This is a genomic window from Myxococcales bacterium, from assembly GCA_016703425.1.
Lineage (GTDB): Bacteria > Myxococcota_A > Polyangia > Polyangiales > Polyangiaceae > JADJCA01.
On sequence record JADJCA010000015.1, the window covers coordinates 239,176 to 253,557 of the forward strand.

At 67.0% G+C, this 14,382-nt stretch carries 15 protein-coding genes; 8 read left to right on the top strand and 7 right to left on the bottom strand.

Annotated features, from left to right (window positions below; translation table 11 throughout):
* Positions 1 to 28 precede the first annotated feature (28 nt).
* Entirely contained in the window at positions 29 to 853 is an 825-nt protein-coding gene (gene yndJ / locus IPG50_27980; GenBank protein ID MBK6696017.1) for a YndJ family transporter, read from the top strand.
* Between the two features lie 44 nt (positions 854 to 897).
* Here the strand turns inward: yndJ and IPG50_27985 are convergent, their stop codons facing one another.
* Entirely contained in the window at positions 898 to 2,184 is a 1,287-nt protein-coding gene (locus IPG50_27985) for a hypothetical protein (protein ID MBK6696018.1), read from the bottom strand.
* 53 nt (positions 2,185 to 2,237) lie between these two features.
* Complete coding sequence (locus tag IPG50_27990) at positions 2,238 to 3,203, bottom strand: hypothetical protein (protein ID MBK6696019.1); 966 nt, start codon at positions 3,201 to 3,203, stop codon at positions 2,238 to 2,240.
* A gap of 287 nt (positions 3,204 to 3,490) precedes the next feature.
* Between IPG50_27990 and IPG50_27995 the strand changes: the two genes are divergently transcribed.
* The 4 genes from IPG50_27995 (at position 3,491) to IPG50_28010 (ending at position 8,517) form a co-directional block, all read left to right on the top strand.
* Positions 3,491 to 5,791, top strand: coding sequence for a hypothetical protein (locus tag IPG50_27995; GenBank protein ID MBK6696020.1), 2,301 nt, complete (start codon positions 3,491 to 3,493; stop codon positions 5,789 to 5,791).
* 205 nt (positions 5,792 to 5,996) lie between these two features.
* Entirely contained in the window at positions 5,997 to 6,524 is a 528-nt protein-coding gene (locus IPG50_28000) for a hypothetical protein (protein ID MBK6696021.1), read from the top strand.
* Between the two features lie 35 nt (positions 6,525 to 6,559).
* On the top strand, positions 6,560 to 7,687 hold the full coding sequence (locus IPG50_28005; GenBank protein ID MBK6696022.1) for a hypothetical protein: 1,128 nt from the start codon (positions 6,560 to 6,562) through the stop codon (positions 7,685 to 7,687).
* Positions 7,688 to 7,746: 59 nt separating this feature from the next.
* Positions 7,747 to 8,517: a DUF2185 domain-containing protein gene (locus tag IPG50_28010; GenBank protein ID MBK6696023.1), complete on the top strand. Its 771-nt coding sequence runs from the start codon at positions 7,747 to 7,749 to the stop codon at positions 8,515 to 8,517.
* Positions 8,518 to 8,652: 135 nt separating this feature from the next.
* Here the strand turns inward: IPG50_28010 and IPG50_28015 are convergent, their stop codons facing one another.
* The gene (locus tag IPG50_28015) at positions 8,653 to 9,534 is read right to left on the bottom strand and encodes an AraC family transcriptional regulator (protein MBK6696024.1); all 882 of its coding nucleotides are present in this window, start codon (positions 9,532 to 9,534) and stop codon (positions 8,653 to 8,655) included.
* Positions 9,535 to 9,713: 179 nt separating this feature from the next.
* Between IPG50_28015 and IPG50_28020 the strand changes: the two genes are divergently transcribed.
* Positions 9,714 to 10,679, top strand: coding sequence for an aldo/keto reductase (locus tag IPG50_28020; GenBank protein ID MBK6696025.1), 966 nt, complete (start codon positions 9,714 to 9,716; stop codon positions 10,677 to 10,679).
* Positions 10,680 to 11,009: 330 nt separating this feature from the next.
* On the opposite strand, the gene IPG50_28025 is transcribed toward IPG50_28020, so the two are convergent.
* Positions 11,010 to 11,177 (bottom strand): hypothetical protein, encoded by a 168-nt coding sequence (locus IPG50_28025; protein ID MBK6696026.1) that lies wholly within the window; start codon positions 11,175 to 11,177, stop codon positions 11,010 to 11,012.
* A gap of 249 nt (positions 11,178 to 11,426) precedes the next feature.
* Here IPG50_28025 and IPG50_28030 point away from each other — a divergent pair, with 249 nt between their 5' ends.
* Positions 11,427 to 11,717 carry a hypothetical protein gene (locus IPG50_28030; GenBank protein MBK6696027.1) on the top strand — a complete coding sequence of 97 codons (291 nt, stop codon included), beginning with the start codon at positions 11,427 to 11,429 and terminating at the stop codon, positions 11,715 to 11,717.
* 55 nt (positions 11,718 to 11,772) lie between these two features.
* Positions 11,773 to 12,078, top strand: coding sequence for a hypothetical protein (locus IPG50_28035; protein ID MBK6696028.1), 306 nt, complete (start codon positions 11,773 to 11,775; stop codon positions 12,076 to 12,078).
* A gap of 115 nt (positions 12,079 to 12,193) precedes the next feature.
* Here the strand turns inward: IPG50_28035 and IPG50_28040 are convergent, their stop codons facing one another.
* From IPG50_28040 to IPG50_28050, 3 genes are all read right to left on the bottom strand, one after another.
* A complete protein-coding gene (locus tag IPG50_28040; protein MBK6696029.1) occupies positions 12,194 to 13,060 on the bottom strand; it encodes a hypothetical protein in 867 nt (288 codons plus the stop codon).
* A gap of 36 nt (positions 13,061 to 13,096) precedes the next feature.
* A complete protein-coding gene (locus IPG50_28045; GenBank protein MBK6696030.1) occupies positions 13,097 to 13,732 on the bottom strand; it encodes a hypothetical protein in 636 nt (211 codons plus the stop codon).
* 170 nt (positions 13,733 to 13,902) lie between these two features.
* Positions 13,903 to 14,238: a hypothetical protein gene (locus IPG50_28050; protein MBK6696031.1), complete on the bottom strand. Its 336-nt coding sequence runs from the start codon at positions 14,236 to 14,238 to the stop codon at positions 13,903 to 13,905.
* Positions 14,239 to 14,382: the final 144 nt, after the last annotated feature.

The window sequence follows — 14,382 nt, forward strand, 5'->3', positions numbered from 1 at the left end:
CGCCCACCCGCCGAGAGGTGCTCGCGCGATGTCCGAGCTCACCCTGCTCCGCGTTCTCTTGCTCCTGGCCATGGCCATGGGGCCGCTCGGCACGCATCGCTTCTTCTTCGCCGAGCAAAGCCGGCTTCGCGTCGGCGCGCACGTTTTGGCGCTCGCATGCGCGGCGCTCGGGCTCTTCCTGGACGCGCCGGTCCTCTGTGGGGCGTGGCTTCTCTTCTGCGCCGGGAGCTTCGCGCTCTTCCTCGGGGAGCGTGCGTCTCGAGAGGGCGCCGCGGCGCTCCGCTCCCCCGACGTGCTCGCGGCGAGCGTCCCCTTCCTCTTCAGCAACATCGCAGCGGTGTGGCTCGTCGGTGGGGCGAACGACCTTCGCATCCTCGGGTACGGGACAGCCTTCAGCTACTACGCCGCGCTTCACGGGAACGTGCTCGGCTGGATCCTAGTCGGCGCGCTGGCGGCCCTCGCCCAGCGAGGCGGTCCGGAGCGCCGCGTCTACGTCGCCTCGGTGCTCGTGTGCCTCGTCTCGTTCCTCTTGCTCGCGTTCGGCATCGACCAGCTCCGCGCGCTCAAGCCGCTCGGCGTCGTTGGCCTCTCGCTCGCGCTGCCGGCCTCGCAGCTAGCGTTCTTGCGAAGCGTGTGGCCACGCCATCGCACCGCCTTCGCACTCGGCTGCGTCAGCCTCGCAGGCCTCGTCTTCACGATGGGGCTCGCGTGGCACAACGAGCTCTCGATGCCGGCGTTCCTCGCCGTCGCTGGGCTCCGCGGCATGGTCTCGGTCCACGGCACGATCAACGCCCTCATCGTCGCGCCGTGCTTCCTAGCCGCCGTCAGGCTCGCCCCGGAGCTCAGAAGTTGAACCCGACCTGACGGTCAACGGCACGGCGCACGGCCGACGGCGCGCTAGAGCGCGCGGACCACGATCTTGTTGTCGATCGTGCACGCGACCGCATAGGTGTCCGTGCCCGGGACATGGGAAACGCTCCGTGGGTTGGCGCATCCCGTGAGCGTTACGGTCGTGTTGCTCACGACGCCCGCGCTAGCGTTGAGCACGACGACGTTGACGGTGCCGGCCGATGCATTCGCAACGACGGCGACGTAGTTGGCCCCGGTCTTCTTGATGTCGACACCTTGCGGCACGTTGCCCACCGCCACGTTGGTGATGTTCGCGACCGTGGCCGCGCCATTCCACGTAAAGACCGTCGCGTTGTTCGAGCCCGAGTTGGTGACGATGCACACCTGTTCCGAGCAGCGAATCATCCGCGGAGACTCGCCGGCGCTGCCGACGTGGGTGGCATCGGCAACCGTGCGGTCATGCACGAAGAGCTGCCCACCGGCACCGCCATCGGCGGGGACGGCGACCACGAGGCCCTGTTGCGTCACACTCGCCTGCGCGGCGCTCACGGGAAGATGCGGACCCACTCCGCCCACCTTCAGGCGCACGGAGCTCGTGATGCTGCTGACGATGGCGCTCGCCCCTGCATCGTAATGGCTGTAGCCAACCCGCGGATCGGCGCCACCGGTGTTGGCCGTGATGACGTGACCCGTCGGCGGAACCTGCGCCGGGCCCACGGCGAGATCGGAGAACGTGCACCCGTTGCACGGAAACGGCGGCAGGAGCTGCGAGAGGCCCCAATCGGTGGCGGCGGCGTTCCACGCGCTGTTTGCCTGCGTGGTGTTGTTGAAGAACTGGACGATGTCGTCGAGCTGCGTGCCGCCGTCGCCGAGGTTGATTCGCGTCTGATAGGCCACCGCGCCCCGCGGTTGTGACGCCGCCGTCAAGGAGGTACCCCGGAGCGCGCCGTCGGCAAGGGCGCGGAGCGTCACACCGCCAGAGGTCGACGCGACGACGACATGTTGAGTCGTCGTTCCTGCAAATCCGACCGGCACCGCAAACACGGAGACCGGCGCGCTGATCGTGAAGCCACCGCCCGGCGACGCATCGGGAGGGGCATCCGTCGGCGCATCGGTCGTGCCCGCATCGGTCGTTCCCGTATCGCCGCCGGCGCCCGTGTCGGCGCCGCCGTTGGCGTCGCTGCCTCCACCGCCCGAGTCGCCACCGCCCGTCGTTCCGTCGGCGGTCCCCGAGTCTCCCGCAGGAGGCCCGGCGGCCTCGTCGTCACTGCAGTTCGCGATCGCAAAGAGACCAAGACAGACGCCAAGGGCGCCCCAATGTGCACGACTACGCATCGCGACAGACTACGGACGGCGCTCGGCTCTTACGCTCCCCCGAACGGGGGAGGTCACGCGTCGCAAAGGCGAAGCACGAGCTCCGCTCGCGTCGAGGCCCCAAAGCGCCGCGCGATGACCCGCACGTGCGTGCGCACCGTCTCGAGGCCAATCGAGAGCTCGGCGGCGATCTCGCCAAGCGTGTCGCCCCGGACCAAACACGCAGCGATGCGACGCTGCTGGGGCGAGAGGAGCTTCACTGCTGCGTTGAGCGGAGGACGGCGCGCTCCGGCGTCGTAGAAGAGGAGCAGCGTTTCGTCCTTGCCGTCGCGCAGCGAGGTCGCGATATCGACGCGCAGCCCGCCGATGCGGAACGTGCGACCGCGGCCTTCTCGCGTGGTGCGTTCGACCTCGGATCGCAGGAGCGCCGCGAGTTCGGGGAGCTTGCGCCGACCGACGCCAAGGGTGCGCTCGAAGAGCGGGAGCGAGCGCGGGCTCCACTCGAAGTCGCCGTCAACGAGCCAAGCGTGCGCGTTGGCGGACCGGCGCGCCTCAGCGTCGTTGGCCGGGCCGTCGCTGTGGAGCGCGGCGAGGGCCGAACGCATCGCAAACGCCTTCGCAAGATGCGGCTCCATCATTCGGATCACGTTCGCTTCGACGCGGGAGAACTCTGGCGCGCCAGGCTGGCGATAGAAGACCATGAACAGCCGCGGCCCGAACGGATTGTGAATCGTCGTGATGCAGGCGTCGCCAAGGCCGAACCTCGCGAGGGCGGGTACGAGCGGGTTGTCCTCGGGCGTGACGCCATCGCGCACCGATCCAAAGACGCTGTACGAGTGGCCGCTCGGGTGCGGCAACAGGATCTCGGCGGAATGATCGTGTTTGGCGTGGGCTTCGTGAAACTCGATCCACGGCAGGGGAACGCGGTACGTACGCGCCCAAGGCCGAAACCCGAAGACCTGGGCGATGGCCCCGGAGCTCGCGCCCAGGGCCTCTGCGTAACACGCGAGGAGCGCGTCGATACGCTCCGCAGCGAGCATGCCTCGCTCACAGAGATCGACCAGCTCGTCGAGCCGTTCTTTTCGCCCCCCGCGCCCCACCGCAAGGCGAGCGTACGGCCATCGCCAAGGCACCGCCCTACGATTTTGCGGGCCCCGGCCTCTGGTCGCATTGCGATCGAAGGCGCCTGCTGATTTGCCGCAGTTGCGGAATCTTGCAGCAAAATAGCATCCCCCTTCCGGGGGATGGTTATGGCCCTTGCGCCCGGCGAGTCTCGATCCCAATGCGCACTCCCCGACGCTCGAGCTTTGCCCTCGCTTTCGCGCTCATGATTTCGCTCGCCCAGGCGTGCTCGAGCGACGATCCGGCGCCCGCAACACCCGGCGCCGATGCGGGCGGCGACGCCGAAGGTGATGCGGTCGTCACCGCCGATGCCTCTCCCAACAAGACTCCGCTCGCGTTCGTCGAAGCCAAGCCTGGCGTTCTCAGCGCGAAGGTGAAGGTCAACGCGGCATCCGGCGCGAGCCTCGAGCTGCCCGCCGGCGCGGTCTTCGACATTCCGCCCGGTGCGCTCGCACAAGACACCGAGCTCAGCATCGAGGTCCCAAAAGATCAGACGCGCGCGAGCCGCTTCCAGAGCTTTCGCTTCGAGCCCACGGCGACGGTCTTCTCGACTCCCGCCACGCTGCACGTGCCTTACGATCCCATCGACGGGCAGCAGCCGACGATCCGCGGTTGGTCCTCCGGCGACTTCAACCCCATGCGCGGGGCCCGCAGTGAGCTCACCGACCGCGAGCCCATGACCGTGACGGCGCGCGACTCCTCGGCGAACAAGATATCGTTCGAGGTAAAGCACTTCACGTTCTTCAACGTGTTCATACAAATCGACGAACTGCTCTATCTCATACCACACATCCCGGCGCGCAACCTCCGTCCCGGCGACATGTTGTTCGTGCTCACGTCCGCCGACAACGACAAGGGCCCGCACTGGAACCCGGGCCACGTCGGAATCTTCGGAGGCGGCGGCACACCGTGCGTCGGGGGGACGAAAGACGAGGTCTACGAGTCGACGACCGTCTCCCAGGAGGAGATCAAGTCCGCGATCAAACGTCGCGACGACGCTCGCAAGAAAGGTCTGCCGGAGCAGCCGATCCCACAGTCCGGCGTTCGCAAGGCTTCGTTGCCCGGGTTCAAGACCGACTCCGGTCACTTTTATCTTGGCGCTCGCCGACCGGGTGAAGGCAATCCGCTCTCTCCCGCCGAGCGCACGTCGGTGGTGGACTTCTGCAAGCAACAAGTCGGCAAGGGCTACAACATCATCGGCCAGGGCAACATCAACGAGAGCAGTTGGAGTTGCGTCGGTCTTGCCGAAGCGGCCCACGACCTCATTGGGCGTGGAAGCATGGGTGACGTTCGCGAAGCGTTCGGCGGCACGCCCATCGAGCTCTATTGGAACACCAAGCCCGTTGAGGAGGTCACGGTCGGTGCCGGCGAAACCTTCGAGATGATCGTCGCGGCGACCACCGTTCATCCGGCGTCGTTCTTTCCGACGCTGAATCCCGGCAGCACGTTCGTCACCGAAGGCTGGTATTGCGATGGCTTCCCCTGCGGAACGGGAGCTGAAAAGCCGACCATCGACATCACGATCGAATCGGGCAAACCACTCAACGCTGCGCTCAACAAGTTCGGCTTCCGAAAGCAGTTCGTCTACTTCCCCGACTCGAGCGAGGTCGGCAAGACGTACGACGTCGTCTTCAAGCTCACGGCCAACGTCGTCGCCGATGGCATCTTCGGGACCACGAGCTGGGGCACTCGGACAGCGACAAAGACGGTTCGCATCAACGTTGTCCCGTGCGCCTCGCCCGAGACGCCGCCGGGCTGCTACCTGCCGACAGACCCGCCGGAGCAGCGAACCGCGTGCCTCGTCGGGGGGGCAAAGGCCAAGACCATGGCGACCACGTCCACGGTGCCCGTCACCGAACGCGGCTTGCACGGCAGCTCGGACCCCACCATCCCGCCCAGCCCCGTCTTTGGTGGCGTCGATATCATCGCCATGACGTACGGCCTGTTTGTGATGGATGCGGCGGAGCACCAGAAGGCCTTCGGGAACACGATCTTCCCTTGTGGCGACGGCGTGTTCGGACGCACCTTCTGCGGAACAAACGCGGCCTCGACCGGCGCAGGCGACTGGCTCTATGCCTCGGCCATCTTTGGCGACGAGATATCGCTGTCCGATCCGAACTATCACTTCCAGTACGCGTTCGTGTTCGATCAGGACGACAACACCAGCAACAACTACCCCGCGACGCCGCCCTATACGGCGGACTTCTTCGCCGGGACCGATCGCTGGTACGAGGTCGGCTACACGCCGGCCGGGGGATGGCAGTTCAAGACGCGCAACGCGAACGCGACGAGTCAGATCACGGCGTTCGCGAGCGCGGCGCGCTTCATCCTCGCAGGCAACATCATGACGCTTGCGGTGCCCAAGTCCGAGTTCGCTTCGGCGACGCCGAAGATGCGCGCGACGGCGTTCCGACACCGGGGCGACTACGGGCTGAAACCGCCCTACGAATACATCGCGGACACGCATCCCGCGGTCGGCCAGCCGCTCTTGGTCGTCGGAAACTAGCGACGCGTCGTCGCCACGAACAGTCGGACGCTCGGGGGCAAGCGCAGCATCGCGCGCGGCACGTCGAGACTTTCCGCGAGCCGACGACGAGCCCCCCACCGCCGGCTCGCGAGACGAGCTCCAGCGACGGTGGCCGTCGAATGGACGTCGGCCAAAGGGGGCTTACGCCGTGCGACCGTTACCGAACGGGACTAGGCTACCTCTCGTGGCTGCGCCGCGGGCACGTCCAACCTTCGATCTCTCCGTCGCGCTTTCCGCACGCGAGGTCATGGCCCGCATCACGGCTCACCTCGATCGTGAGAGCGAATCGGTCGCGCCCGTCATGATCCGCGAACAGATCGTCGAACTCGTGCCGCACCCGTCGGCGGTCCATCTCTGGTCGCCGCAGCTCCGCCTCGAGCTCCGCGAGGACGACGGACGCACACACATCCGCGCGCGGTTCGCCCCCCACCCTCACGTATGGACGCTGTACCTGGCGATTCACGCCGTCGGGGCCTTCGGCACGCTCGGGGCTGGCGTCTTCGGCCTTTCGCAGCACCTCGTGGGCCAGTCGCCGTGGGCGCTTTGGGCGCTGCCCATTTCGCCGGTCCTCGCGGCCTTCGTGTGGGCGCTGGCGTTCGTCGGCCAGGGGATGGGCTCCGAGCAGATGTACGCTCTGCGGCGCTTCGTCGACACAGCCCTCGCCACCAGCGAGGGCCGGGACTTCGAGCTGCGGCACCCGCTCGACCCTTAGCGGCGTCGCGTCAGCGCCTCTATTCTGGTGTACCGATGGCCACGAAGAAGACAGCATCCTCGGCGAAGAACGCCGCCGCAAAGAAGACCCCCGGACCGAACGCCGCCTCAAGAGCGAGGGTAGCCCCGACCGGCGCGAGCGCGCCCCAAGAAGCGGGCGGCGGCGCCTTCGAGCCCGGCGTGCAACGGTTCTTCAAGCACACCGATGGGCGCACGTACACGCTCGAGGTCGATGGCTGCCGCGTCTACGAGTCGTGGACGCTTGCCGCGGCAAAGGGAAAGGGTCAGCGCAACGTCGCGACGCGCAATGACGAAGAGAGCGCACAAGGCTTCGCGTCCGACAAGGTGACCGCGCTTCTCCGGAAGGGCTTCGTCGAAGGCAAGCCTCTCGAGGGGCGCCGCTACGATACCGACGCCGATGTCATCGAGGTCTTTCACAACGACCTCGACTACGACGGTGAACGCCGCTCCGACTTTCAGCCCGTCGCGGGGCGCGCGCACGTGCATGCACATTCGAACGTGTCCGTCGCCGAGTGGCTGGTGACAAGTGACGATCGGCGCCTTGGCATTCTGCTTCGATGCGCCGTGTGGCAGAGCAAGGTGTCTCCGGACGCCCGCGCAAAGATGGCAGACGCGATCTTGGACTTCGTCACCACGGACCGCGCGGCGATCTTCGCTGACCGCGCGACGCCGCTTCGCAAGCGCCCGCTTCGGAAGCCCATCGGGCCGTTCTCACACCTCGTCGTGCTCTCGCCCCAGGTCGCCAATGTGACGGTCTCGCGCGATGTGAACGTGGAGAACGTGGCCATCGCTCGGAGCGTCTACGAGGTCTTTCCCGCGTACGCGTGCGAGGTTGTCGGCGACGAGACGTTGACGGTAGCGGAGGCGCGCACGACGGGCCGGGGCTGCATCCCGTCGGCTCACTGGGATCGGGCTCCGCACCCCGTGGTCGACCTCGCGTACCTCAACAAGCCCGACGATTCGCCGACCTTCCTCGTGTTCGATCCCGACGAGGTGGAAAAGCGTTTCGCGCCGACAGCCTTCAAGAAGATAAAGGAGGCCGCTGTGCTCGCCCGCAACCACGCTGGCCAGGTGAAGAAGTTGTCGCGCACTGATTCGCCCCCGAGCTTGGCGGATCTGCGCGCCTTCTTTGGATTCGCGTAACTCGTGCGCGCGCCGAAGCGTCCGCGTGTGCTGATCGCGCCTCCTGGTATGCTCCGCGCGTGGCCGCGAGGAAGAAGAAGGCCTCGAAGGTGTACCGGGTGTCAGCAAGCCCCGTCGCGTACGTCGCCATGGGCGGCGGCATCGCGACGGATCGCATTACCGTCGATGGCGCACCGATTGGGTTCATGCGGCGCGGGGTGCCGGTCGCGCCCGAAGACAGCGGGTGGGCCTTCTACGCGGGCGACGAGACGAAGCGATACCTCGCGGATCGTTCGAGGTCCGCGGTCTTCCATGTGAACGAGCTCGCGAACATGGACAAGACGATCGTCCCGTGGCTCTACGCGCTGCCCGGCGCCGCGTTTGTACGCGACCCGAGAGCCGGCCGCTTCACCGAGGCCCCGGAGTCGAGCCCCGAGCCCTCGAAGGCGGGGCTGCCCGACGGCGTCACCGTCGTGTCGCGGGAGGTCACGTTGGGCGCGGGCTTCGTCGCCACGCTTCCGACTCCGTTTCGCAGGCGGGTCGAAGACGGCTCGCTAGTCCTCTGGCGACCAGGCCTCACACTCTGGATCGCGGCCGGCGCGACGGGTGCGGTTCCTGACGTTCCGGCGGATGCGACCCGCGGGGAGCGCGCGGAGGACGACGGCACGACGCGCCTCGTCTTCGAGCGCGGCGCGGAGCGGCCCGGAGGCGCGTCGGTCGTGGTGGCGTACGTCGACGGCCAGAACACGCGAGCGCTCGTGCACGCGTACCACGATCGCCCGGAAGACGGCGAAGACGCGCGCGCGCTCCTACTGGGCATCCGCTGGCGGCAGGGCGGTACGCCCGAGTAGACGTCGCGCGAAGGCAAAGCTCGAGCGCCATGACCCACCCGCAGGCGCGTGCGCTGAGGCCCCCGGACAGGGCGCGGCAGACTGGCATCGCGCGCCGGCCTCGCGGTTCGAGGCGGTCCCCCAAGACGAACACGCTCAGAATCCTCGGTTCTCCACCCTTGCTCCGAGGTCCCGGCTCGGGGGCACTCCAAACTTGCGTGCGTACTCGCGGCTGAACTGACTCGCGCTCTCGTAACCGACGTCCAACGCGGCGGCTGTGACAGAGGCGCCACCTTTCTTCAGGAGTCGCCGCGCCTCGATCAGGCGGAGCTCCTTCTGATACTGCAGCGGCGTGGTCGACGTGACCGCCCTGAAGTGTTTGTGGAAGGACGACGCGCTCATGCCAACCCGCCGCGCCAGCTCCGGGATCTCGATGCGCGCGCGGATGTCGCCTCGGATGTGGCCGATGGCGCGCGCGACGGCGCTCTCGATGCTGTCGTAGCGAATTAGACTCCGGAGCATTCCGCCGAAGGGAGCCGTGAGCAGGCGGTAGTGGATCTCCTTTAGGACGAGGGGGCCGAGCACCTTCGCGTCTGCGGGGGCGTCGGCAAGCTTCAGGTATCGACGCAAGGCGTCGAGCAGGCCGGGATCCGCGCGATGGGTCTCCGCCGCGCGGCCGCGCGCACCGTCGAGCGCTGACCCCGCGACCTCGTCGTAGAGCTTCCTGATCGTGGCGACATCGACTGCGAGGACCAGCGCGAGGTAGGGGGCCTTCGTGATCCGGGAGCGCACCGGGAGGTCGTGACTGACGAGGAGGCACTCCCCCGGGCCGAACGAAAGGGTCTCGGCGCCGAGCGATAGCTGTTTCCTACCTTGGAGGATCAGGCACAGTACCGGCTCGTACAAGGAGGCCTCGATCGCGCTGGGGGCGTCTCGCCGAAGAACGAGAAGCCCCGGCATCGTCTGCGCGCTACCGCCGCTACCGGATAGCTTCGATACCCGACGCAACGCTTGTTCGATGAGCCCCTCCAGATGCATTCCGCGACCCCATCGGCCATCGTAGACCAGTCTGCACGCGGAGATGGATTCTCCGGATGCGAAGAGGATTGGGCAATATGTCTGCAGGAACAGGCAGGCGCACGGGGCTCGCGTCAGGTAGGGTCTCGTCACGTCCAGTCCAAGGCGACGCGCGCAGACACCCAGCCGGAGATTGTTCCATGACCAATAGCCCCAAGACGCTCGGCAACAGCAGTCTCCAGATCGGCCGCATCGGCCTCGGGTGCATGGGTATGTCGGAGTTCTACGGCGGCACGCGCGACGAAGCGGCCCACATCGAGACGCTGCACGCCGCCGTCGACCTCGGCATCCAGCACTTCGACACGGCCGACATGTACGGCTCCGGACACAACGAGGAGCTGCTCGCCAAAGCGTTCTCGGACCGCTGGAACAAGGTGACCGTGGCCACAAAGTTCGGCATGCGACGAGGGCCCAACGGTGAATGGCTCGGCATTAGCGCTCGACCGGAGTACGTGAAGGAGGCCTGCGAAAATAGCCTCAAGCGCCTCGGTCGTGAGCGCATCGACCTCTACTACCAGCACCGCCCGGACCCGAACGTGCCGGTGGAGGAGAGCGTCGGCGCGATGAAGCAGTTGGTGCAGGAAGGCAAGGTGCGCTTCATCGGCGTGAGCGAGTTCTCCGCCGAGCAGCTCCGCGCGGCCCACGCGGTGCATCCGATCACGGCGCTCCAGACCGAGTACTCGCTCTGGACCCGAAATGTGGAGGACGACGGGGTTCTCGCGGCGTGCCGTGATCTGGGCATCGCCTTCGTCGCCTACTCGCCGCTGGGGCGAGGCTTTCTGACCGGTGCGATCCCCAACAGGGAGGCCCTCGACGAGAAGGACTGGCGGCGCAGCAACCCGCGCTTCAGCGGCGAAGCGCTCGCGGAGAACGCGCGCTTCGTGGAGCTCATCCGAGAGATTGCCGCGCAGAAGGGCGCGACGGAAGCGCAGGTCGCGCTCGCCTGGGTGCTGGCTCAGGGCGAGGACATCTTCACGATCCCTGGTACGCGCCGGCTCGAACGATTGAAGGAGAACCTCGGAGCCTGGCAGGTCTCGTTCACTGCGGGAGAGCTGGAGGAGCTCCGCCGCCGCCTGCCGCGAGAGACGGCTGGAGCGCGCTACTGACGGGGGCGGGTTCCACGGCCAACTCGTCGCGGCGCAGCACCGGCATGGTCATGCGCCGCGGACCGCGAGGCCCCGCGTCGAGCTCAAGCGGAGGGCGAGCTCCGCTTGCCCGCGAAGGAGGTCTAGCGCTCGGAGGTCGGTGAGGATTTCGATGACAGACCGCGTGGTTGACGCCCGCGATTCGGCATGCGCGCCCGTCCTCGTGGGCGAACGTGCGCCAGGCTCCAACGGCAGCCTCCGCGGGACATGCCGCGTTGACGTGCCCGATCAGCAGAACCGCCGCGCCCACGAGGGTACGCCTCGCGGCGCGCGGCGTGATCGAGCGCCCTGTCAGAAGACCCAATGGTCGATGTGACAGGACATCGTCACATCAACGACGTTTTCCGATGGGCGCATTTGGTCGGTGCGAAGGCCACCACACACCGTTTCGAGATCTTGCTCGAGGACCTCCTCGAGCCGGTCGTCGTTGCATCGTTTGGATTCGTCGTGTTGGCTCATGAATCACCTCGCTTCCACCGGCTGCAAGCGATGTACCTGCGCCTTGCCGCTGACTTTTCGGTGCGCTCGCGGCCTCCGCTGCACGCCAAGTGCACGTTCCGCACTTCGTGGTGACCTTGGCGTCACCGGGGTCGCCGATTGGAACAAGGTCCGAGGTTCTCGTTACCGCGAGCCAGGAACAACCGCACCGTCGTGCGAACCGCACCTTGGTTCCGTCACTCGCCGTCCGCCAGGAGGTTTGCGCGGGCAATGCGCAGAAGGCGTAGGAGCGGCTTCAAGCGTCGGCTATCGGCGACGACTCTTCGTTTCCGCGGTGAGCACGTCCAGGATGATCTCGTCGACAACCGCCGCGGGTGCCGCCCCGACGTCGTCGAACTCGACGATCTTGCGCTTGACGACGAAGCGGTTGCTGGGCGCAGCACGGACGTCAGGCTTAAGACCAGCCCCTCAGCCACGTTGCCCTCGATCGTCGGCAAGGCGACGAAGCTCTTCGACACCGTGTCGTGGGTCGGCGCTGCCAAGCCTCCCCTCGCACGCTGAAGGAGCGACCGCCGTCGGTCTTGGCGCGGCAGCGGCGACCGTGCACGATGCGCGGATGTCGTTCGACGCGAAGACCTATCGCGACCGGTGGGCCAGCTGGGTGAACGATCCCTTGCTCCAGAGCCACGGGCTCACCTTCGACCGTACGCTCTCCGGTGTGATCACGGCCCCGCCTGGCAAGGTGCGGGTGTGCGGCTGGCACGTCGACTTTGACGAGCGGCCGACTTGCTGGATCGACGTCGCGTCCCGGGAAGAGGCCGAGTTTGTCTGCTCCAACCTGCTCGAGGCCTGCGGTCGCAACGTCGATTTCGCGACCGCCCACGACGACAGTGGTGCGACTTTGGTGAAGGCTGCGTACTAGCCGACCGAGAGGCCGTTGCGTTGGCGTGGTCGACGTCGAGACCGCGCCCCCTGCGCGCACCCAAAGCGCGACGTGACCGCCGCCGGCTCGACGGTCCCGCCGCCCGCCGAAGCTTCTAGCGCTCGGCGAATCCGTCGACGAGCTGCTCCTTCACCAAGCGCTCGATCTCCGCATCGAGCTCCTTCGCCGGTGTCCGACGCTCAACGACTTCGCCGTCTTGGTCCTTGATCCGAAGACAGACCGCGTTGTTGAGGCCCGCGATTCGCCATTCGCGCCCGTCCTCATGGGCAAAGGTCCGCCAGGGTACCGACGGCAGTCTCCGCGGGGCCTTCGTGGTTCGGCGCTTCTGCCATGCAAAGGCAGTCACGCGGATCCGCGACCCCGCGTCGCCGTCCCACATACACGCGAGGCCTTCTGCCTCGAGAGCCTGCGTGACTTTTTCTGCGACGGCGCGCGCCGCGGTATCGCTTCCGTCACGCGCTCCGAACGTGAGCCAGAGTCCTTCGCCGCTCACGGCGCGCTCGAGATCCTGTGAATGGTAGAAGGTCGCGCCCAGCACCTTCTTGTTCTTCGACTCACGCTTGGCAATCTCTTCGTTCACGGCCGCCCACCCGAGGGTCTGGGTCCCGCCTGCGTTCTGGACGGCCACGATGCCGGCGCGGTCGAGCGCATCGAACGCTGAGTCGAGCGCGTCGTTCATCGTTCGGTGGCTCCATTTCTTCTCCTCCGCAGCCTCCTCCTCCCAGAGCCTGATGCAATACGCGCGATACGTGCCTTCCGCCGAAGCGCCGACGAGCTCGCGTGCCACCTCGTCCGCCTCCGCAAGCAGGCGGTTCCTCTTCGCCTCGGGAGGATCCTTGGACGAACCGATGAATCCCTTCACGAGAACGCGAAGTCGTGCGAGGCCCTCGGGCGTCAGTTGATGCGCGTGCGCCTTCGCGATCTCGGCAGAAGGAGGAAGGTTGTCGGCGAGCCACGACATGCAGAGGAACATAGGCGATGTGGCGGCAGGCCTTGGCTACGGAGAACGAAGTCGCCCGGTTCGGTGACACCAACCCAGTAGCCATGGAAGGTGTTCACGATGCCCCAGAAACGAGAAGTGACCGAGCCTTGCGCCCCGGATGCAGCCCGCGATGTCAGGATGAGGCGGCGTGGTGGACACGCTGACTCCGGCTGGGCGGCCGTTGCGAATCGCGACCCTGACTTGCACCTTCATGCTGTCGGGCGCGCCGCACTCGCCGACGAAGGCGCCGCTGCGCATGGGACGGGAGAGCTGCGCATCGGTGAGGTCCGGCACTTGGCGCCCACCGATGGTGATCTCTTGTTTGTTCGACGCCAGGGCGGCTTCGTAGGTGGGCCCCGCGGGGCCGCGCCCGCGAAAGGGGGGCCTGAATTCGTCGCTGTCGTCGTCGTCGCTCTCGTCGTTGGTCTTGCTGCGGCTCTCGTTTGTGTTGGCGAGGCCGACGCCTGAGGCGCCACCACGATGGCTCGGCTTGGGGCCGTTGCCGCCGCGTGGTTTGCCTGGTCCACCCTTCTTCTTGCCGGACCTGCCCTTGCCGCGACCGGCGTCTGTGGACGCGTCGGAAGGGAGGCCACTATCGACATACGTGTTCGTCGGTGTGCGCGAGCGACCACTGATTCCACGCGTACGCACCGGCGCCCCCGAGGACGACGAAGAGCACGACCACGACCGCTGCCGTTCGGCCGCTTCTCATCGCGTCGATGGTAGCCCGCGCGCGACCGGTCGCGTCGCGCGTTCGTGCTCCTCGGCCAGCGGCGCCTTTCCGACGCCCGATCCGAGCGCGCTCGCGGGAGTCTCCGCGACTAGCGCAGGGCCAAAAGCGCGAGCCTCTCGGTCGCTAGCTGCTCAATCTCGGCGCGGAGCTGCGCTTCGTCGTCGGCGCTGAGCGCGCGGAACGCCGATGGGAAAGCGGCCTCGAGATCGACGAGTACGTCGAGGACGATCTCGCCCAAGACCTCTCTGGGAGCCGCCCCCACCTTGGAACGCGCGGAGGCCACGCGTGCGTCGTTCACCAGGCTTGCGGCATGCGACGCGAGCTGGCCCACACTGAGCACGACGTCGGCTTCGAAGGGAGTGGCTTCATCGAAGCGTGCGTCGTCGAACTCGGCGATCTTGCGCTCCCGAGAGCATGCGTGCATTGTTCAATCGTAGTGCAACAACATTCTCGCTTTCACGACTCGACGCGATCCGGAGCCAAGTTTGCGCCGGGGAGAGTTCCGGCTAAGGAGCTCCGATGGCGAACGGCGACCCGCCAGTGGCAGCCGAGCACGAGCTGCCGGCGA